The organism is Umezawaea endophytica (assembly GCF_025061645.1).
Taxonomy (GTDB): Bacteria; Actinomycetota; Actinomycetes; order Mycobacteriales; family Pseudonocardiaceae; genus Umezawaea; species Umezawaea endophytica.
Map to the genome: position 1 here is coordinate 265,612 of NZ_JANYMP010000012.1, position 18,997 is coordinate 284,608.

Here is an 18,997-nt window from a genome sequence, read left to right on the forward strand (position 1 = left end):
ACGCAGTCGTGGCCATCTACGCGCTGGGCGAGCACGTACCCGAGATCCACCCGGAGGCGTACGTCCACCCCGACGCCACCGTCATCGGCGCCGTGAAGATCGGGGCGTTCGCGTCGGTGTGGCCGCAGGCCGTGCTGCGCGGCGACGCCGGGCGCATCGAGATCGGCGCGCGCACGAGCGTGCAGGACGGCACGGTCATCCACTGCACCGAGGTGCACCCCGCGCTGATCGGCGAGGAGTGCGTCATCGGGCACAACGTCCACGTCGAGGGCGCGACCATCGCCGACCACTGCCTGATCGCGTCCGGTTCCGTGGTGCTCAACGGTTCCGTGGTCGAGGAGGGCTCGATCGTCGGCGCGGGCGCCGTGGTCTCGTTCGGCGGTCACGTGCCCGCCCGCTCGATGGCGCTCGGCGTGCCCGCGAAGGTGCGGCCGGGGCACGTCGTGCCGGAACGTGCCTGGCAGTTCGCGGTCGACCGGTACGTCGCCAACATCGCCTTGTACCGCAAGGAACTCCGCAGGCTGGAGTGAGATAGGGTCACGCGCTGTGCCTGGACGTCCCCTGAACGAGATCGTGGAAACCGGATGGGCTGAAGCACTCGCCCCCGTTTCCGACCGCATCGCCGAAATGGGCGAGTTCCTGCGTGCCGAAGTCGCCGCGGGCCACACATACCTCCCCGCGGGCGAGAACGTGCTGCGCGCCTTCCAGCAGCCCTTCCACGAGGTGCGCGCGCTCATCGTCGGCCAGGACCCGTACCCGACACCCGGCCACGCCGTCGGCCTCAGCTTCTCGGTGTCGCCCGAGACCAAGCCGATCCCCAAGAGCCTGGTCAACATCTACAAGGAGTACGTCGAGGACCTCGGCCACCCCATGCCGTCCAACGGTGACCTCACGCCGTGGACCCAGCAGGGCGTGCTGCTGCTCAACAGGTCGCTGACGCTCCGCACCGGCGTGTCGAACTCCCACCAGGGCAAGGGCTGGGAGCAGGTCACCGAGCAGGCCATCCGCGCCCTCGCGGCGCGCGAGGAGCCCATGGTCGCGATCCTGTGGGGCCGCGCGGCCCGCAACCTCAAGCCCATGCTCGACCCGGTGCCGTGCATCGAGTCCGCCCACCCGAGCCCGCTGTCGGCGCACGGCGGGTTCTTCGGCTCCAAGCCGTTCAGCAAGGCCAACGAGCTGCTGGAGAAGCAGGGCGCGGCCCCGATCGACTGGAAGCTGCCCTAGTCCGCTCCCGAGTGCCCGGAACCGCCCCGCCGCCCGGTGGGGCGGTTCTCCGCTGTTCGGGGTCGGAAGGGCCGGAAAAGGCGGAAGCCCGGACACCGCAGGGTGTCCGGGCTTCCGCTTCAGGGCTGGAAATCAGCCGCGCACAACCTTGCCCGCCTTGATGCAGGAGGTGCACACGTTCAGCCGCTGGCGCTGCGAGGAGGAAACCTTCGCGCGCACGGACTGGATGTTCGGGTTCCACCGGCGGTTCGTCTTCCGGTGGGAGTGCGAGACAGAATGGCCGAAGCCCGGCCCCTTGTTACAGACGTCGCACACGGCAGCCACGTCAGCCACTCCTTAGGGTTGCTCATTTCTTACTCACGCCCCGGCGGGCGCGCAAGCGTGCACAAGCCTCAGCCGGGCATGGCAACACCGATGAGGGTAACCGGTGTCCCGTGCCACGACCAAACCGGGGTGCCCGCGGAGCGGGTCGATACGCTCCCGCCATGCAGGTCCTCGATGCGGGCGCGGTGCGCCGATGGGCGGACGCGTGTGTGCGGTCACTGGACGCGAACCGCGAGGCGATCGACCGGATCAACGTCTACCCGGTGCCCGACGGCGACACGGGCACGAACCTCCTCCAGACGATGCGCTCGGCGCTGGACGCGCTGCTGCGCGCTCCCGCCGACGCCCGTGACGCGGCGGGCACGTCACTCGCGGCCCTGGCCAAGGGCGCGCTGGCGGGTGCTCGCGGCAACTCCGGGGTGATCCTGTCCCAGGTGCTGCGGGGGCTCGCGGAGACCGTCCAGGGCGCCTCCACGATGACCGGGGGAGCGCTGCGGCAGGCGCTGCACCGGGCCGACGAGCTGGCCACCGCCGCGGTCTCCCAACCGGTCGCGGGCACCGTGCTGTCGGTCCTGCACGCCGCCGCCGAAGCCGCCGCCGACGGGCCGGACGACCTGGAGCACGTCATCACCTCGGCCGCGAAGGCAGGAGCCGCCGCGCTCGCCGACACCCCGCGCCAACTGGCCGTTCTCGCCAAGGCGGGCGTGGTCGACGCGGGCGGGCGCGGGCTGCTGGTGCTCTTGGACACACTCGCGGCCGTCGTCACGGGCCGCGAGGAGGAGAGCGAGGTCGTGCCGGTGCTGCCGCGCACGCCGGAATCGCTGACCACCGGCCGCGAAGCCGGGTCCGTCGAGTTCGAGTACGAGGTCATGTACCTGCTCGACGGCACGTCCGAGACCGCCGTCGACGAGCTGCGCGCCACCCTCGGCGGCCTCGGCGACTGCGTGTCCGCGGTCGGCGACGGCGCCGAGCTGTGGACCGTCCACGTGCACTGCAACGACATCGGCGCGGCCATCGAGGCGGGCATCGGCGCGGGCCGCCCGCACCGGATCACCGTCGCCCGCTTCGCCGACCAGATCGCCGCGCAGGCCCCGCGCTTCGTCCGCGACCGCGCGGTCGTCGTGCTGGTCAGCGGCGAGGGCGCGGTCGAGCTGTTCCGCTCCGAGGGCGCCGTCGTGGTCGACCTGGCCGCGGTGGGGTCGCCGACGCCGTCAGACCTGCTGGCCGTGCTGGTCAGCACCCGCGCCCGCCAGGTCACGGTCCTGCCCGGCACGCCGGGCCTGCGCGACCGCCTCGCCGAGGCCGTCGCGCAGGCCGTCGCGGCGGGCCAGGACGTCGTGGTCGTCCCGACCGCGTCCCCCGTGCAGGTGCTGGCCGCCATCGCCGTGCACGACCCGTCCCGCCGCCCCGGCGACGACGTGGTCGCCATGGCCGAGGCCGCCGCCGCCACCCGGCGCGGCGAACTGGCCCTGTCGGACGGCGAGGGCATCACCTGGGCGGGCCGCGTCCGGGTGGGCGACCTGCTCGGCCTGCTCGACGGCGAGGTCGTCCTGATCGAACCCGCCCCGGCCGACGAGGACGCCGTCGGCGACCTCGCGTGCCGCCTGGTCGACCGGATGCTCGCGGGCGGTGGTGAACTGGTCACGACCGTCCTCGGCGCCGCCGCCCCACCGGGCCTGGCGGACCTGCTGGAGGACCACCTCCGGCTGAGCCACCCCGAGGTGGAGCTGACCGTCTACCAGGGCGGCCAGCCGGACGCGATCATCCTTGTCGGTGTCGAGTAGTTGAATGGGCGGCGATGACCACCTTTGACGAGAAGCTGGTGTCGGTGCTCGGCAAGAAGAGCGCCGACGCGCTGGAGGCCGGGCTCGGCCTGCTGACGATCGGCGACCTGCTGCGGCACTACCCGCGCCGGTACGACGAGCGCGGGAAGCTGACCGAGATCGCGAGCCTGGAGCTGGGCGAGCACGTCACCGTGCAGGCGAAGGTCAAGACGGGCAAGAAGCGCGCCATGAAGAACCGGCGCGGCTACATGTTCGAGGCGACCATCACCGACGGCACGAACGAGCTGCAACTGGTCTTCTTCGGCACGCCCGCGCACGTCGCCGAGACCGAGCTGCTGCCCGGCAGACAGGCGATGTTCGCGGGCAAGGTCGGCCGGTTCAACAACAAGCTCCAACTCGCCCACCCCGACTTCGAGGTGTTGAAGGACGAGGCGCCGGACTCGGCGGCCGACCGGTTCGCCCAGGCGTTCATCCCGGTCTACCCGGCCGCGCAGGGCATCCAGTCGTGGAACATCGTCAACTGCGTCAAGCAGGTCCTCGACGTGTGGGACGGCGTCCCCGAAGCCTCCGACCCGCTGCCGTCGCGACTGCGCTCGTCGCGTTCGCTGATGCCGCTGGAAGGAGCGCTGCGCGCGATCCACCGCCCGGATAGCTGGGCGGTGATCACGCTCGCGCAGCAGCGGCTGAAGTGGGACGAGGCGATGGCCGTGCAGCTCGCACTGGCCCAGCGCAGGCAGTCCGCTGGCGCCCGCCCCGCCCCCGCCTGCCCACCCCGGCCGGGCGAGATCCTGGACGCGTTCGACGCGCGGCTGCCGTTCACGCTGACCAACGGGCAGCGCGAGATCGGCGAGGAGATCGCCAGGGACCTGTCCGGCGCGCACCCGATGAACCGGCTGTTGCAGGGGGAGGTCGGGTCGGGCAAGACGATGGTTGCCCTGCGGGCGATGTTGCAGGTCGTCGACGCCGGTCGACAGGCCGCCATGCTGGCGCCGACGGAGGTGCTCGCGGCGCAGCACGCGCGGTCGTTGAACGAGATGCTGGGTGACCTCGCGCAGGCCGGGCAGTTGGGCGGGGCGGAGCACGCGACGCGGTTGACGCTGCTGACGGGCTCGATGAGCGCGCCGCAGCGGAAGAAGGCGATGCTGGAGATCGTGTCCGGCGAGGCCGGGATCGTGGTCGGGACGCACGCGCTGATCCAGGACAAGGTGACGTTCGCCGACCTCGGGCTGGTGGTGGTGGACGAGCAGCACCGGTTCGGCGTCGAGCAGCGGGACGCGCTGCGGGGGCGGGCCCAGGAGGGCGCGTCGCCGCACGTGCTGGTGATGACGGCGACGCCGATCCCGCGCACGGTGGCGATGACGGTGTACGGCGACCTGGCGGTGTCCGCGCTGCGCGAGCTGCCGCAGGGCCGGTCGCCGATCAGCACCTCGCTGGTGCCGCTGGCGGAGAAGCCGCAGTGGCTGTCCCGCGCGTGGCAGCGGATCCACGAGGAGGTCGCGAAGGGGCACCAGGTGTACGTGGTGTGCCCGCGGATCGGCGACGGCGAGTCGGACGACGACGGTGCCGAGCCGCCGAAGGAGGACGCGTCGGACCGGCGTCCGCCGTTGGCGGTCGTGGACGTCGCGAACCGGCTGTCCGAGGGGCCGTTGCGGGGGATGGCGATCCAGATCTTGCACGGCAGGCTGCCCGCGGACGAGAAGGACGCGGTGATGCGGTCGTTCGCCGCGAACGAGACGAAGGTGCTGGTCGCGACGACGGTGATCGAGGTCGGCGTGAACGTCCCGAACGCCACCGTCATGGTGATCATGGACGCGGACCGGTTCGGCGTCAGCCAGCTCCACCAGTTGCGCGGGCGCGTCGGCCGCGGCAGCGCGCCCGGCCTGTGCCTGCTGGTCACGGAGATGCCGGACGGCACGTCGACGATGGAACGGCTGCGCGCGGTCGAGTCCACGTTGGACGGTTTCGAGCTGGCGCAGCTCGACCTGGAGCTGCGGCGCGAGGGCGACATCCTCGGCGCCGCCCAGTCCGGCGTCCGCTCCGGCCTGAAGATGCTGTCGCTGCTGCGCGACGAGGACCTGATCCGCGAGGCCCGCGTGGAGGCGCAGGAGGTGGTGGACGCCGATCCCGAGCTGACCGCCCACCCCGGTCTCGCAGGCCTGGTGTCGGGCCTGCTGGACGAGGAGCGGGCGGAGTACCTGGAGAAGGCCTGAGCTAGCATCGCCTTCTTGTGCGCCGCTTCCTCGTCGTCATCCCCCTCGTGCTGCTCGCCGCCTGCGGGTCGGCGCAGCCCGCTCCGGCTCCGACGACGTCGCAGGTCAAAGGCGAGTTGGCGGTGCTGGCGGAGTCCATCGCCGCGCGTCGGGCCGAGCTGAGGACGGCGAGGTTCCACACCGACGGCTTCGCGTCCGACGGCGCCGCGACCGAGGTGCGCAACACCGCGGACGGCGTGATCAGGCAGGACGGGGGGAGCGTCTTCGGCGCGTTCACGCTGAACGTCGACACGGGCGGCGCGGCCCGCAAGATCGACCTGGTCGTGCTCGGCGACGGCCTGTACGCCCACCTCGACGGCGCCCCGATGCCCGAGGGCAAGAAGTGGGCTAGGTACACGGCCGAGAACAGCGCCGAGATCTCCGGGCTGCTGCGCGGGTTCGGCCCCAGCGCGATGGCCGGTGCGGAGCTCGACTACCTGGAGCCGACCGCCGGGCTGGTGCTGCGCAAGGCTTCCGAGCAGCTCGACGGCGTCCCGGTGACGCGGTACGACGTCGCCGTCGACACGGTGAAGATCGCGAAGCTGCTGGAGGACCCGGACATCCAGCTCCAGCACGCCCAGCTCGCCGAGTACGGGGTGACGATCAGCGCGTTCGCCTGGGTGGACGCGACCGGGCTGCCGCTCAAGGCCGAGTACCGGTTCGAGCAGAACGGCAAGGTCGTCAAGAGCTCCACCACCCGGTTCACCGACTGGGGCGGCGCGGCGGAGATCACCGCACCGCCCGCCGCCGAAACCATCCCGGCCGAGCAGTTGCCGAAGTAGGGTCCCGCAGGGTGTCCAGACCCCTCCTGGCGGTTCTCGCCTGCCTGCTGCTCTCCTCCTGCGCCACCGAGAGCGCCGCGACCGCTCCGCCGACCGTCGACCTCGGCCAGGTCGCCTCGCTCGCCCGCGCGCGGATGAACGAGGTGGCCAGCGCCACGTACCGGACCGAGACGACGTTCGGCTCCCAGGCGGATCGGATGATCAACACCGACGTGACGGGCGTCTGGCGCCACGACGCGGCGGGCTCGTGGTCGACCGCGCACGTGCTGCGGACCAAGCCGAAGAGCTACCCGGTCGTGGACGCCGTGCTGGTGCCCGGCTCGCTGTACTGGCGGTCCGCCGGGAGCAGCACCTGGAAGGTCGCCCCGGAATCCGAGCCCGAGGCCTACTACAGCCCACTCGGCGGGTTCGCGCTGAACTCCGGGTTCGGTGCCGAACTCGACTACCTGGAACCGAGGGCCGCGACGCTGAAGGCGTCCGGGCCGGACCGGGTGGACGGCGTCGACACCACCCGGTACGACCTGGAGGTCGACCCGGCGAAGTTCGCCGCCCTGGTGGCCAACCCGTTCCGCCGCAAGCTGCACGACGAACTCGTCGGGCTGAACCGCCCGGTCGTCGCGCGGGTGTGGGTGGACGCGACCGGACTGCCGGTGAAGGCGGCCTTCGAACTCCCCTTCGACGAACGGCGGGGGACGACCACGTGGTTCGAGAACTGGGGCAGGCCGGTCGTGGTCGAGACCCCCGCCCTCTAGTCCAGTGTGGACAGGTCGATGGCCTCCGCGACGAAGTCGAAGCCGTCCGGCGGCACGGAGTGCGACCAGTTGAGCCAGCCACCCCGGTGCCGCAGCCTGGACGGCAGCTCGCCGTCCAGCAGCAGCGCCACGTAGCAGCCGTAGTCGATGGCGAAGCCGTCGTAGAGCGTGCCGGGGTGGTTCTTGTCGACGATGCCGCGCCGCAGCACGTGCAACAGCCTGGCGTCGTAGAGGATGTCCACCGCCGGGTGTTCCGAGCCCGCCGCGTGCTCCAGCAGGAACGTCCTCGACCGGCGCTTGCCCACCACCTCGTCGACGAGCTTGCGCAGGGTGGCGCGCGCGGTCTCGTTGGCGTCGATGGCCGTCTGCTTGTCGCGCAGGTACCAGTCGCGGGCGGCTCGGCGGACGTCCTCCAGGTCGGTCACGTCCGAGTGGGCGTACTGCGCGGCCAGCGCGGCGATGTTGATGGCGTCCCTCGGCACCCCCTCGGCCGCGCGGACCAGCTCCGCGAACGCGTTGCGCTGGAACGTCTGCTCCACGAACGCGGTGGCGTCCTTCGGCGCCGACGGGCCGACCATGCGCACCAGCAGGTCCTTGGAGTGGTTGAAGAACAGTTGCCCGAAGAACTCCTGCGCGTCGGTGCGGGCCCGGTTGAACACCAGGAAGTCGTCCAGGCTCACGGCGGTCGCCGCGTCCGCGCCCAACTCGATGCCGATGTAGTCGCCCGCCGGGCCGGGGACGCTGAACCGGGAGCGCCGTTCGATGGCGGCGATCTTGACCGTGATGCCGGGGACGGGCAGGACGCAGCGCCGGAGGAGGTCGGCCAGCAGCGGTTGGAGGTCCAGCGGGACGCTGCTCCACTCGTCCAGGAGCAGCCACAGCCTGCGACGGCGCAGCGACCTGGTGATGCCCCGCAGGGCCCTGCTGAGCGGCCCGAACACGACGTGGTGCCGCTCCACGCCGGTGCGGCGGATCCGGTTCTCGGACGACTGGCTGTTGCGGCGCTCGGCGGTGATCTTGGCCGAGGGCGTCGGGGTGAGGTCCAGCCCGTGCCTGGTCTCGACCGACCCGGTGCGCTTGGACTCACGTTCGACCTCGCCCACCACCTCCACGGCCGTGGCCGCTTCGGCGAGCGCGTCCAGGGAGTCGAGCATGTCGTGCTCGGAGTCGACGGCGATGGTCAGCAGTTCCTCGTGGATGGCTTCGAGGGTGTCGACCAGGAGGTGGGTACCGCGCTCGGCCGCCGACGCGGAGTTGTCGGAGTGGATCCCGCCCGCTGAGCCGATGGTGCGGAGGTCCAGGTAGATGGCCAGGTCACCCGCGCGGTCGATGACGTCGCTGAGGTAGAGGAGGGCGTGCGTCTTGCCGGTGCCCCGTCTGCCGTAGAGGACCTGGTGGTCGGTGGAGTGCAGCATCGCCGAGAAGGAGCCCGCGCTGACGTAGGTCGTGGCGAGGGTGTACCGGTCGGTGTTCTCGGCTCGTCGGGGGATCCTCATCAAGGCCTGGTTCAGGTGCCGTTGCCTGTTCGTGGTCATCGTTGTTCAGGGTGGCGTGGCGGCCTGGGTGTGGATAGCGCTTAACGGTGGATCGGGGGTTGGTGCTGGGGTGGGTTCTGTTGGGGCGGCTGTTGGGGGTGGTGCTTGGGTGGTGGGGCTTGCGTAGGTGGTCGGGGGTGGCCGATTTGACTTGGGGCCCCTAGATTTGCCCCTTCGTCGGACAATAAAGGGCAGAAGGTGAAGCTGCCGTCCGACGCAAGTTTAAGGGGCAAATCCCCCAAGTAAAATCGGCCACGTGGTTAAGCGCATGAGCGTTGGTGGTCGGCAGTAAAAGCGAGTTGGTTGGTGCTTGGGTTTGATGTTTTTGCTATGGAGGTGACCGGCGTGGGAGTGGCGCTATGTGTGCCTGTTCGGCATCCACATTCCCCCGGCCGCCCCGATCCTAAGCGCCCTCATTTCGCTTTTCGTTTGTCAAGGCATCTTTCCCGCCTTGACAAACGAAAAGCGAAATAGAGACAATTAGCGAATCGGGGTGGCGAACGACCCTCAAGCTTCCTTCGGCTTCTTCTGAATGGGCAACTTCGCCGTAGGCGCATCCGCAGGACCGGCCTTCACCCCGTTGCTCGGCTTCGGCTCCACCTTGCCCGCTTCCACCTTCCCCGCCACCGGCCGAGCCCCAGGACGTGACCCCGGCCCAGCCCCCTCCGCAGCCTTCTTCACCGCACCAGCACGAGGATCATCCGGCAACGGCCCCAGCACCGAAACGGCCTGCAAAACCGCCGCCTGAGCTGCCGCGAACTGCTCCGTCAACGACTGGTGCATGGTCCGCAACGCGGTAACCCGCTCATCAGCCTCGGACACCCGCTTACCCGCGTGCTCATCGGCTTCCCGGACCGTCTTGTCCGCCTTCGCCGTGGCCTCGGTCGTCAACTGCTCGACCTTCGCCAAGGCCTCCGACTCCAACTCGGCCAGGAGCTTCTCCGACTCGGCCTTCTTCGTCGCGAGGGTCTCGGTCAGCTTCTTCTCTTCCGCTACGCGCTTCGCCTCGGTGTCCGTGCGGATCTTCTCGGCGGCCTGCTTGGCGTCCACGACGTGCTGCTCGTGCTCCTTCTTGAGCTTCGCGCGCAGGTCGTCGTATTCCTTGTCCAGGTCGTCGTGGTACTTCTTGTACTTCTGCTCCAGTGCGGCCCTGGTCTTCTCCAGGTCGGCGGCCTTGGTGTCGTACTCGGTGGTGACGCGTTCGGTTTCCGCGCGGTTTTCCGCGAGCAGTGCGTTGTGCTCCGCTGTCTGCTTCGTGCGGAGTTCCTGGATCTCGTTCTCGAGTTCGGCCTTGCGGGCGTCGAACTTCTTGTCCAGTTCGATGCGGTGCTGCTGGTGCTGCTGCTCCAACTGCCTGCGCCGGTCGTCGGTCTCGGCGTTCTTCCGCTGGTGCAGGGCCTTCTGCTCGGCCGCGAAGCGGTCGGCCTCGGCGCGGGTGTTGTTGGCGTGGTCGATGGCCGCCTTGCGGATGTCGGCGATCTCCTCCTCGGCCAGGCCCATCATGATGCGGACGCGCTCGGTGACGTTGGAGGCGCTGATGGGGCTGGCGGCCAGGCTGGAGAGTTGTGCCTTGACCTTGTCCAGCTCGGCTCTCGTGCCCGCCACGACCTTGGACAGCTCGGCCACCTGCGCGGCGGCGGCGTCACGGCTGCGGCTGGCGTTCTTGAGGTCGAACTCCAGTCTCGTGACGCGTTCGTTGACCTGACGCTGGTTGTAACCGCGCAGGACGACGTCGAAGTGAGCTGTGCGGGCAGCAGTCTGCCCATTCCCATCGGGCCCGGCCATATGGGCAACACTACCGAGGTTTCCGACCGGTAAGTCACCTGAAGCGGCGAATCCCACCGCATCAGCGCAACGTCGTGGGTACCGCCGTGAAGAGGGCCACACCTACTGCATTCGACGCAACCTCGGGCGGTTCCGGTTACCGGGGGTGAAGGCGCTGTGATCGGGCGCTAACGTCGCTGGTCCTCGCGGGGGCTGCGCCGGAGGCTCGGCTGCGGCACACTCTTCGACCATGCCCCCAGCTCACGGCGGGGGCGATCGGACGACTTGACCGTGCCGCGAACCGATCAGGATGACGTCCGTCACGTGAGATGGAACTCCCGAGGGGCGGGAAGCGCACGGTAACGTTCCGACGACCCAGTCGAGTTACCGGGAGGGAACGCCGCTATGTTCCGCAAGGTGCTTGTCGCGAACCGCGGCGAGATCGCGATCCGGGCGTTTCGTGCCGCCTACGAGCTGGGCTCGGGGACGGTCGCCGTCTTCCCGCACGAGGACCGGAATTCGCTGCACCGGCTGAAGGCCGACGAGTCGTACCAGATCGGCGACGCGGGCCACCCGGTCCGCGCCTACCTGTCGGTCGAGGAGATCATCAAGGCCGCGCGCAAGGCGGGCGCCGACGCGGTCTACCCCGGTTACGGCTTCCTGTCGGAGAACCCCGAGCTGTCGCAGGCGTGCAAGGACGCGGGCATCACGTTCGTGGGACCGCCGACCGAGGTGCTGGAGCTGACCGGCAACAAGGCGCGCGCCATCGCCGCCGCCCGTGAGGCCGGCCTGCCGGTGCTGGAGTCCTCCGCGCCGTCGGCCGACCTGGACGAGCTGCTGGCCGCCGCCGAGGGCATCAACTTCCCCGTGTTCGTGAAGGCCGTCGCCGGTGGTGGTGGCCGCGGCATGCGCCGGGTCGAGGACCCGTCGGCGCTGCGCGAGTCGCTGGAAGCGGCGATGCGCGAGGCCGAGTCGGCGTTCGGCGACCCGACCATGTTCATCGAGCAGGCCGTGGTCGAGCCCCGCCACATCGAGGTGCAGATCCTCGCCGACGGCGAGGGCAACGTGATTCACCTGTTCGAGCGTGACTGCTCGGTGCAGCGGCGCCACCAGAAGGTCATCGAGATCGCGCCCGCGCCGAACCTGGCGCCGGAGATCCGCGACCGGATGTGCGCCCACGCCGTCGCGTTCGCCCGGCACATCGGCTACCGCAACGCGGGCACGGTCGAGTTCCTGCTCGACCCGAACGGCAACTACGTCTTCATCGAGATGAACCCGCGCATCCAGGTCGAGCACACGGTCACCGAGGAGGTGACCGACGTCGACCTGGTCCAGTCGCAGATGCTCATCGCGAGCGGCAAGACCCTCGCCGACCTCGGCCTGAGCCAGGAGACCGTGCAGCTCCGCGGCGCCGCGCTCCAGTGCCGCATCACCACCGAGGACCCGGCGAACGGCTTCCGCCCGGACACCGGCGTGATCAGCGCCTACCGCTCGCCGGGCGGCTCCGGCATCCGGCTGGACGGCGGCACGATCGGCGCGGGCACGGCCATCGGCGCGCACTTCGACTCGATGCTGGTGAAGCTCACCTGCCGCGGCCGGACGTTCGCCGCCGCCGTGGCCCGCTCCCGCCGCGCGGTCGCCGAGTTCCGCATCCGCGGCGTGTCCACGAACATCCCGTTCCTCCAGGCGGTGCTGGACGACCCGGACTTCTACGAGGGCCGCGTCACCACGTCGTTCATCGAGAAGCGCCCGCACCTGCTGACCGCCCGGCACTCCGCCGACCGCGGCACCAGGATCCTGACGTACCTGGCCGACGTGACGGTGAACAAGCCGAACGGCGAGCGCCCGGCGAGCATCGACCCGCGCGACAAGCTGCCGGTCGTCGACCTCAACGCCGAGCCGGTGCCCGGTTCGCGGCAGCGGCTCGCCGAGCTGGGCCCGGAGGGCTTCGCCGCGTGGCTGCGCAACAGCCGCGCGGTCGGCGTCACCGACACCACGTTCCGCGACGCCCACCAGTCGCTGCTGGCCACCCGCGTCCGCACGAAGGACCTGCTGGCCGTGGCCCCGCACGTGGCCCGGCTGACGCCGGAGCTGCTGTCGCTGGAGGCGTGGGGCGGCGCGACGTACGACGTGGCGCTGCGGTTCCTCGCGGAGGACCCGTGGGAGCGGCTCGCGCAGCTCCGCGAGGCCGTGCCGAACATCAACCTCCAGATGCTGCTGCGCGGTCGCAACACCGTGGGCTACACGCCGTACCCGGCCGAGGTGACGTCGGCGTTCGTGGAGGAGGCGACGAAGACCGGCATCGACATCTTCCGGATCTTCGACGCGCTCAACGACGTGGAGCAGATGCGACCCGCGATCGAGGCCGTGCGCGAGACCGGGACGGCGCTGGCCGAGGTGGCGCTCTGCTACACCTCGGACCTGTCGGACCCGGACGAGCGCCTCTACACGCTCGACTACTACCTCAAGCTGGCCGAGCAGATCGTCGCGGCGGGCGCGCACGTGCTGTGCGTCAAGGACATGGCCGGGCTGCTCCGCGCGCCCGCCGCGTCCCGGCTGATCACGGCTCTGCGCAAGGAGTTCGACCTCCCCGTCCACCTGCACACCCACGACACGGCGGGCGGCCAGCTCGCCACGTACCTGGCCGCGATCCAGGCCGGGGTGGACGCGGTGGACGGCGCGTCGGCGTCGATGGCGGGCACGACGTCGCAGCCCGCGCTGTCGTCGATCGTCGCCGCGACCGACCACACCGAGCGCGCCACCGGGCTGGACCTGGAGGCCGTGTGCGACCTGGAGCCGTACTGGGAGGCGACCAGGCGGGTCTACGCGCCGTTCGAGTCGGGCCTGCCCGCGCCGACCGGCCGCGTCTACAAGCACGAGATCCCCGGCGGCCAGCTCTCGAACCTGCGCACGCAGGCCGTGGCGCTCGGCCTCGGCCAGCGGTTCGAGGACATCGAGGCCGTGTACGCGGCGGCGGACCGGATGCTCGGCCACCTGGTGAAGGTGACGCCGTCGTCCAAGGTCGTCGGCGACCTCGCGCTGCACCTCGTCGGCGCGGGTGTCACGCCCGCCGAGTTCGAGGCGGACCCCGGCCGGTTCGACATCCCGGCCTCGGTGATCGGCTTCCTGCACGGCGAGCTGGGCGACCCGCCCGGCGGCTGGCCGGAGCCGTTCCGCACCAAGGCGCTGAAGGGCCGCTCCGCGCCGAAGGGCGTCGAGGAGCTGTCCGAGGAGGACCAGAAGGGGCTCGCGGAGAACCGCCGCGGCACGCTGAACCGGCTGCTGTTCCCGGCGCCGACCAAGGAGTACCTGGCGCACCGCGAGGCGTACGGCGACACGAGCGTCCTGCGCAGCAAGGACTTCTTCTACGGCCTCAAGCCGGGCGAGGAGTACTCGGTCGACCTGGAGCCGGGCGTGCGGCTGCTGATCGGCCTGGAGGCCATCGGCGAGGCGGACGAGCGCGGCATGCGCACCGTCATGGCCACCCTGAACGGGCAGTTGCGCCCGATCTCGGTGCGCGACCGGTCCATCGCGGCGGAGATCCCCGCCGCCGAGAAGGCCGACCGCTCCAACCCGGACCACGTGGCCGCGCCGTTCGCGGGCGTCGTCACGCCGTCCGTCGCCGAGGGCGACGTCGTCGAGGCCGGTCAGACGGTCGCGACGATCGAGGCGATGAAGATGGAGGCCTCCATCACCGCAGCCAAGGCGGGCACGGTCGCGCGCCTCGCGGTGCGGGCGGTGCAGCAGGTCGAGGGTGGGGACCTGCTGATCGTCCTCCAGTAGACGTCCGACACCGACGGGTGTCCTCCGCCGCACCGAGCAGCGGAGGGCACCCGTTCGGCTGCTCCAGGCGTGTGGCGTCGCTGGCCCGTCCGGGTCACGCGCCGGGAAACGGCCTTGGCGACCACCAGCATGGGGTGCTCCCCACCGCTAGGAGCCCCGTCTTGGACGAAGCCGTTCGCCGCGACCCGCCACTCAGCCCGAACGACGAAGAACTCCGCGAACTGCTGCGCGACGAGTTCGCCGCCCGCTGGCCCGACTCCCCGAGAGCGCTCGACGTGGTCGACCGCTACGCCCTGATCCCGGTCGGCTCGCTGCTGCGCTCGCTGCTGGTGCTGCGCGCCGCGCTGGCCGTCGGCGGCGACCTGCACCGCGTCCTGCCCGCCGCGATCGGCGTCGAGTGCCTGCACGTCGGCAGCCTCGTCCACGAGGGCCTGCTGGGTCGTGACGACGTGCGGCACGGCCGGGTCGCCGTGCACCGCCGCTTCGGCCCGGAACGCGCGATCGTCGCCGCGAACTCCCTCCACTTCCGCGGGTTCGGCCTGATCGAGGAGTGCCGCGACCGCGGCGCCACCGCCGACCAGGTCGCCGAGGCCACCCGGATCCAGGCCGACGCCGGCGTGCAGGCCAGTCGCGGCGCGGAACTGGCCCTCGCGCTGGCCGGGGATTCCACGCACGCCCCGGCGGAATACCTGCGGATCGCGAAGCTCAGGACCGCGGTCCTCCCGGCGGCCTGCCGCATCGGCGCGGTGCTCGGCGGAGCCACCCCGGAGCAGACGAAGGCGCTCGCCGGATTCGGCGAAAACCTAGGCATGGCAACACATCTGAGCACCAACGCCAAGCCCGCGCGCCTGCCGTCGGTGGAGCGGCTGGTGCAGCAGTACGGGGGTCGCGCGCGCCGAAAGCTGCGTCGGTTGCCGGTCGGTGCCAGCCGGGACCGCCTGGCGCAGTTGACCAAGTTGTGCTGATGCTGTGAGAACCTCGCGGACATGGACGACCGCTACCAGACGATCGCTGACATCGAAGCGACCGAGCAGGAGGCCCCGCACCTGGCCCAGGAGGTGGTCGACTGGCTGGTCGAGACGGGTGTGGTGGTGAAGGAGCGGACCAACTGCGCGTGTGGCATCGGTCACGCGCCCGGCCCGAACTTCGACCGCGCCGTCGTCAACGGCGACGACGGACTGCGCACGCTGGCCTGGAACGGCCTGCGCGTGGAGGTCGGCCGCGCCGTCTACTACGCCAAAGCGCCTGATCAGGCCATCTTCTGCCCGCACTGCGAAGCCGAGATCGACCTCGACCGGATCGCCGACGCGTTCGAGGAGTGGCAGCACGGCGCCGACGGCACCCGCCCGTGCCCCATCTGCACCAGGGAACTGGATCCGAACGGCTGGCGTTGGGAACCACCGTGGGGCTTCGGCGCGCTGGGACTGACGTTCTGGAACTGGCCGCCGCTGCGCCCGGAGTTCGTCCTTGAGCTGTCGGCCCGCCTCGGTCACCGGACCGTCCTGGTCGCCGACAAGCTCTGAGGCCAATTCAGTGTGACTATGGCCTGGCGGAACGGTGGAGGTGCCATGAAGAAGACCACGGGTGCGTTGCTCGGGTTGGCGGCGGCGGGCGTCGCGTGGGCGGTGCGGGGTGTGCCCGCGGCGTTGGGCGGCAAACCGGATCCCGCGCTGCTGCGGCGCTCGCCGCGGTTCCGCGACGGCACGTTCCACAACGTGAAGAAGACCAGCACGATGCCGGACGCGGAGAGCGCGGGCGTCTTCCGCGAGTTCCTGTTCGGCGGCGGCCGTCGGACGCCGTCCGCGCCGGTGCCGCTGGTCGGCCCGCCGTCCGGCCCGACGAGCGCGGAGGGCCTGCACATCACCTGGTACGGGCACGCCTCGTCGCTGGTCGAGATCGACGGCGCCCGCGTGCTGCTCGACCCGATCTGGAGCGACCGCTGCTCGCCGTCGGAACTGGTCGGCCCCAAGCGGCTGCACCCCGTCCCGCACGAGCTGGCCGACCTGCCGCCGATCGACGCCGTCGTGATCTCGCACGACCACTACGACCACCTGGACCTGCCGACCGTGCGCGCGCTGACCGAGTCGGAGACGGCCCCGTTCGTCGTGCCGCTCGGCATCGGCGCGCACCTGCGCCGCTGGGGCGTCCCGGAGTCGCGGATCGTCGAGCTGGACTGGGACGAGCACCACGAGGTCGCCGGGGTCCGGTTGACCGCGACGGCCGCGCAGCACTTCTCCGGCCGCGGGTTCAAGCGCGACACCACGCTGTGGGCGTCGTGGGTGATCACCGGGCCGCAGCACCGCGTGTTCTACAGCGGTGACACCGGGTACTTCGACGGGTACCAGGACATCGGCGAGACCTACGGGCCGTTCGACGCCTCGCTGGTGCAGATCGGCGCGTACAGCGTCGGCTGGCCGGACATCCACATGACGCCCGAGGAAGGCGTGCGCGCCCACCTCGCCCTCGGCGGCGGGCTGCTGATCCCGGTGCACTGGGCGACGTTCAACCTGTCCGTGCACGACTGGTCCGAGCCCGTCGACCGGGTGTGGCGCGAGACCAAGGCGCACGACATCAAGCTGGCCGTGCCCAAGCCGGGCGAGCGCGTGGACGTGAACGACCCGCCCGCGGTCGACGGCTGGTGGCAGGCGCTTGCCTGAGGTCCACTCCGTCGCGCAGCGGCAGGGCGCGGTCGTCCCCCGCGCGGTGTCGCTGCCGTCGGGTGGCCGGGCGCTCGCGAAGCTCACCGGTGAGGTGCTGGGCGTCGACGTGCGCACGATCCCGGTGGGGGAGCACGAGTCCCCGGTCGTGGACGGCATCGCCAACCGCGCCGTGCTGCTGGAGAACCGCGCGGCGCAGCGGGCGGCGCTCGGGACCCGGTCGAAGGTGCTCACCATCGGTGGCGACTGCGGCGTCGAACTCGAACCCGTCCGCGCCGCCCGCGAGCGGTACGGCCGCACCCTTGCGCTCGCATGGTTCGACGCGCACGGCGACCTGCACACCCCCGCGACCTCACCGTCGCACGCCTTCCACGGCATGGTCCTGCGGGCCGCGATGGGTGACGGCGACCCGGAGTTCACCGCCTTCCCGCGCATCGGCCGCGGTCGGACGGTGCTGCTGGGCGCGCGGGCGCTGGACCCGGCCGAACGCGAACCGGTGTGGCGCCAGACCGTCCGCCACCTGCCCGTCCACGCGGCCCGCCGCTCCACGATGGCGGGCAACGCCGTCCTGGAGACCGACGCCGACGAGGTCTACCTGCACGTCGACCTGGACGTCCTGGACCCGGCCGAGTTCGACGGCGTCGGCTGCCCGGCACCGGGCGGCCTGACCGTCGCGGAACTCGTCGGCTCGATCCGCGCCATCGCCGCGGCGACCCCGGTGATCGGCGCGGGCATCACCGAGTGCGCGACCGACGACCCGGCCGCGCTGGGCGTCCTGATTCCGCTCCTCGAAGCCGTCGGGTCCTGTCTAGGCTTCGGGTCATGACCTCGAGGACCGCTGTCGTGACGGGCGGTGGCACGGGCATCGGCCGGGCCATCGCGCAGGACCTGGTGGCCAGGGGCCTGGACGTGGTGATCACCGGCAGGCGCGCCGACGTCCTCGCGCGGGTGCCGGGAACACGGGCGGTCGCGTTCGACGCCACCTACCCCGAGGCCGTGGAGCAGGCGCTCGCGGACCTGCCGGGAACGGTGGACGTGCTGGTGAACAACGCGGGCGGCGCCCCGGACGGCGACTCGTCCACGCTGGCGGGCGTGCGCGCGGCCTGGCTGGCCACCTACGAGTCGAACGTCATCAGCGCCGTGCTGGTCACGACGGCCCTGACCCCGCGCCTCGCCGACCAGGCCCGCGTCGTCACCATCGGCTCCATCGCGGGCAGGCGCGGCGCGGGCAGCTACGGCGCGGCGAAGGCCGCCGTAGAGGCGTGGACCGCCGACCTGGCCCGCTCCCTGGGCCCGCGCGGCATCACCGCCAACGTCGTCTCACCCGGTTACGTCGAGGACACCGAGTTCTTCGGCGACGCCATGACCACCACCCGCCGCGCCACCCTCGTCGCCCAGACCGCGAACGGCCGCGCGGGCACCCCCGCCGACGTCGCCGCGGTCGTGGGCTTCCTCACCTCGCCCGAGGCGGGCCACGTCACCGGACAGGTGGTGCCGGTCAACGGCGGAGCGCACCTGGGACGATGAGCACGTGACCAGGATCGTGGCGGGCTCGGCGGGTGGCCGCCGCCTGCGAGTGCCCCCGAAGGTGACCCGCCCGACCTCGGACCGCGTGCGCGAGGCGATGTTCAGCGCGCTGGAGGTGCTCGTCGACCTGGACGGCCTGCGCGTCCTGGACCTCTACGCGGGCTCCGGCGCGCTCGGCTTCGAAGCCCTCTCCCGCGGCGCCAAGTCCGCCACCTTCGTGGAATCCGACCGCCGGGCCGCCGACGTGCTCCGCGCCAACGCCCGCGACCTGGGATTCCCCGGCGCCGAGGTCGTGGGCCGCCCCGCGGAATCGGTGGTCGCCGTTTCCGCAGATGAGCCGTACGACCTCATCTTCGCCGACCCGCCGTACGCCGTCACGGACGCCCAGTTGACCAAGGTCCTGGACGCACTCGTTCTCAACGGCTGGACGGCCCCCGGCACCGTCCTGATCGTGGAACGCGCTTCCCGCAGCGAACGCCCCCTGTGGCCCAGTCCGGTGGAATCCTTGCGCGACAAGCGATACGGCGACACGACCCTGTACTGGGCGGAACACCCGACCCCGTCGGGGTGATCAGCGACACGGACCCCCCTGGATGCGTCCGATCGGGTGCTAACG

The 18,997-nt window shown here is 71.2% G+C and carries 16 protein-coding genes; 13 read left to right on the top strand and 3 right to left on the bottom strand.

Annotation, left to right across the window (positions count from 1 at the left end):
• Positions 1-8: 8 nt before the first annotated feature.
• Together NZH93_RS25430 and NZH93_RS25435 are read left to right on the top strand one after the other, a co-directional pair.
• Entirely contained in the window at positions 9-530 is a 522-nt protein-coding gene (locus tag NZH93_RS25430) for a gamma carbonic anhydrase family protein (RefSeq protein ID WP_259625700.1), read from the top strand.
• Between the two features lie 16 nt (positions 531-546).
• On the top strand, positions 547-1,224 hold the full coding sequence (locus NZH93_RS25435; RefSeq protein ID WP_259625701.1) for a uracil-DNA glycosylase: 678 nt from the start codon (positions 547-549) through the stop codon (positions 1,222-1,224).
• Positions 1,225-1,356: 132 nt separating this feature from the next.
• Here NZH93_RS25435 and rpmB read toward each other — a convergent pair whose 3' ends face one another.
• Complete coding sequence (gene rpmB / locus NZH93_RS25440; protein WP_106188104.1) at positions 1,357-1,548, bottom strand: 50S ribosomal protein L28; 192 nt, start codon at positions 1,546-1,548, stop codon at positions 1,357-1,359.
• A gap of 161 nt (positions 1,549-1,709) precedes the next feature.
• Between rpmB and NZH93_RS25445 the strand changes: the two genes are divergently transcribed.
• From NZH93_RS25445 to NZH93_RS25460, 4 genes are read left to right on the top strand one after another with little or no spacing between them, the layout of a single operon-like run.
• Complete coding sequence (locus NZH93_RS25445; protein WP_259625702.1) at positions 1,710-3,332, top strand: DAK2 domain-containing protein; 1,623 nt, start codon at positions 1,710-1,712, stop codon at positions 3,330-3,332.
• A gap of 14 nt (positions 3,333-3,346) precedes the next feature.
• Positions 3,347-5,542, top strand: a complete 2,196-nt coding sequence (gene recG / locus NZH93_RS25450; RefSeq protein WP_259625703.1) for an ATP-dependent DNA helicase RecG — start codon at positions 3,347-3,349, stop codon at positions 5,540-5,542.
• Between the two features lie 17 nt (positions 5,543-5,559).
• Positions 5,560-6,363: an SCO4651 family lipoprotein gene (locus NZH93_RS25455; protein ID WP_259625704.1), complete on the top strand. Its 804-nt coding sequence runs from the start codon at positions 5,560-5,562 to the stop codon at positions 6,361-6,363.
• An 11-nt stretch (positions 6,364-6,374) separates the two neighbouring features.
• On the top strand, positions 6,375-7,115 hold the full coding sequence (locus NZH93_RS25460; protein ID WP_259625705.1) for a LolA-like protein: 741 nt from the start codon (positions 6,375-6,377) through the stop codon (positions 7,113-7,115).
• Here NZH93_RS25460 and NZH93_RS25465 read toward each other — a convergent pair.
• Together NZH93_RS25465 and NZH93_RS25470 are read right to left on the bottom strand one after the other, a co-directional pair.
• Positions 7,112-8,650: a hypothetical protein gene (locus NZH93_RS25465; protein WP_259625706.1), complete on the bottom strand. Its 1,539-nt coding sequence runs from the start codon at positions 8,648-8,650 to the stop codon at positions 7,112-7,114. The genes NZH93_RS25460 and NZH93_RS25465 overlap by 4 nt on opposite strands.
• Before the next feature lie 507 nt (positions 8,651-9,157).
• Positions 9,158-10,435 carry a hypothetical protein gene (locus tag NZH93_RS25470; RefSeq protein WP_259625707.1) on the bottom strand — a complete coding sequence of 426 codons (1,278 nt, stop codon included), beginning with the start codon at positions 10,433-10,435 and terminating at the stop codon, positions 9,158-9,160.
• Between the two features lie 384 nt (positions 10,436-10,819).
• Between NZH93_RS25470 and NZH93_RS25475 the strand changes: the two genes are divergently transcribed.
• The 7 genes from NZH93_RS25475 to rsmD all read left to right on the top strand — a co-directional run bounded on the left by NZH93_RS25475 (position 10,820) and on the right by rsmD (position 18,952).
• Positions 10,820-14,197, top strand: a complete 3,378-nt coding sequence (locus NZH93_RS25475; RefSeq protein WP_259625708.1) for a pyruvate carboxylase — start codon at positions 10,820-10,822, stop codon at positions 14,195-14,197.
• 161 nt (positions 14,198-14,358) lie between these two features.
• The gene (locus tag NZH93_RS25480) at positions 14,359-15,162 is read left to right on the top strand and encodes a polyprenyl synthetase family protein (protein ID WP_259625709.1); all 804 of its coding nucleotides are present in this window, start codon (positions 14,359-14,361) and stop codon (positions 15,160-15,162) included.
• 21 nt (positions 15,163-15,183) lie between these two features.
• Positions 15,184-15,720 (top strand): hypothetical protein, encoded by a 537-nt coding sequence (locus NZH93_RS25485; protein WP_259625710.1) that lies wholly within the window; start codon positions 15,184-15,186, stop codon positions 15,718-15,720.
• A 45-nt stretch (positions 15,721-15,765) separates the two neighbouring features.
• Positions 15,766-16,854: an MBL fold metallo-hydrolase gene (locus tag NZH93_RS25490; protein WP_259625711.1), complete on the top strand. Its 1,089-nt coding sequence runs from the start codon at positions 15,766-15,768 to the stop codon at positions 16,852-16,854.
• Positions 16,847-17,680 (top strand): arginase family protein, encoded by an 834-nt coding sequence (locus NZH93_RS25495; protein ID WP_259625712.1) that lies wholly within the window; start codon positions 16,847-16,849, stop codon positions 17,678-17,680. Before NZH93_RS25490 ends, NZH93_RS25495 begins: the two co-directional genes overlap by 8 nt.
• Positions 17,677-18,381 (top strand): SDR family NAD(P)-dependent oxidoreductase, encoded by a 705-nt coding sequence (locus NZH93_RS25500; protein WP_259625713.1) that lies wholly within the window; start codon positions 17,677-17,679, stop codon positions 18,379-18,381. The genes NZH93_RS25495 and NZH93_RS25500 overlap by 4 nt, the downstream gene beginning before the upstream one ends.
• A gap of 4 nt (positions 18,382-18,385) precedes the next feature.
• The gene (gene rsmD, locus NZH93_RS25505; protein WP_259625714.1) at positions 18,386-18,952 is read left to right on the top strand and encodes a 16S rRNA (guanine(966)-N(2))-methyltransferase RsmD; all 567 of its coding nucleotides are present in this window, start codon (positions 18,386-18,388) and stop codon (positions 18,950-18,952) included.
• Positions 18,953-18,997 lie beyond the last annotated feature (45 nt).

Coding starts and splice junctions, on each gene's coding strand:
- NZH93_RS25465 (WP_259625706.1), bottom strand. CDS start 8,650: ATGACCACGAACAGGCAACGGCACCTGAACCAGGCCTTGATGAGGATC.
- NZH93_RS25470 (WP_259625707.1), bottom strand. CDS start 10,435: ATGGCCGGGCCCGATGGGAATGGGCAGACTGCTGCCCGCACAGCTCAC.
- NZH93_RS25445 (WP_259625702.1), top strand. CDS start 1,710: ATGCAGGTCCTCGATGCGGGCGCGGTGCGCCGATGGGCGGACGCGTGT.
- recG (WP_259625703.1), top strand. CDS start 3,347: ATGACCACCTTTGACGAGAAGCTGGTGTCGGTGCTCGGCAAGAAGAGC.
- NZH93_RS25490 (WP_259625711.1), top strand. CDS start 15,766: ATGAAGAAGACCACGGGTGCGTTGCTCGGGTTGGCGGCGGCGGGCGTC.
- NZH93_RS25500 (WP_259625713.1), top strand. CDS start 17,677: ATGACCTCGAGGACCGCTGTCGTGACGGGCGGTGGCACGGGCATCGGC.
- NZH93_RS25475 (WP_259625708.1), top strand. CDS start 10,820: ATGTTCCGCAAGGTGCTTGTCGCGAACCGCGGCGAGATCGCGATCCGG.
- NZH93_RS25485 (WP_259625710.1), top strand. CDS start 15,184: ATGGACGACCGCTACCAGACGATCGCTGACATCGAAGCGACCGAGCAG.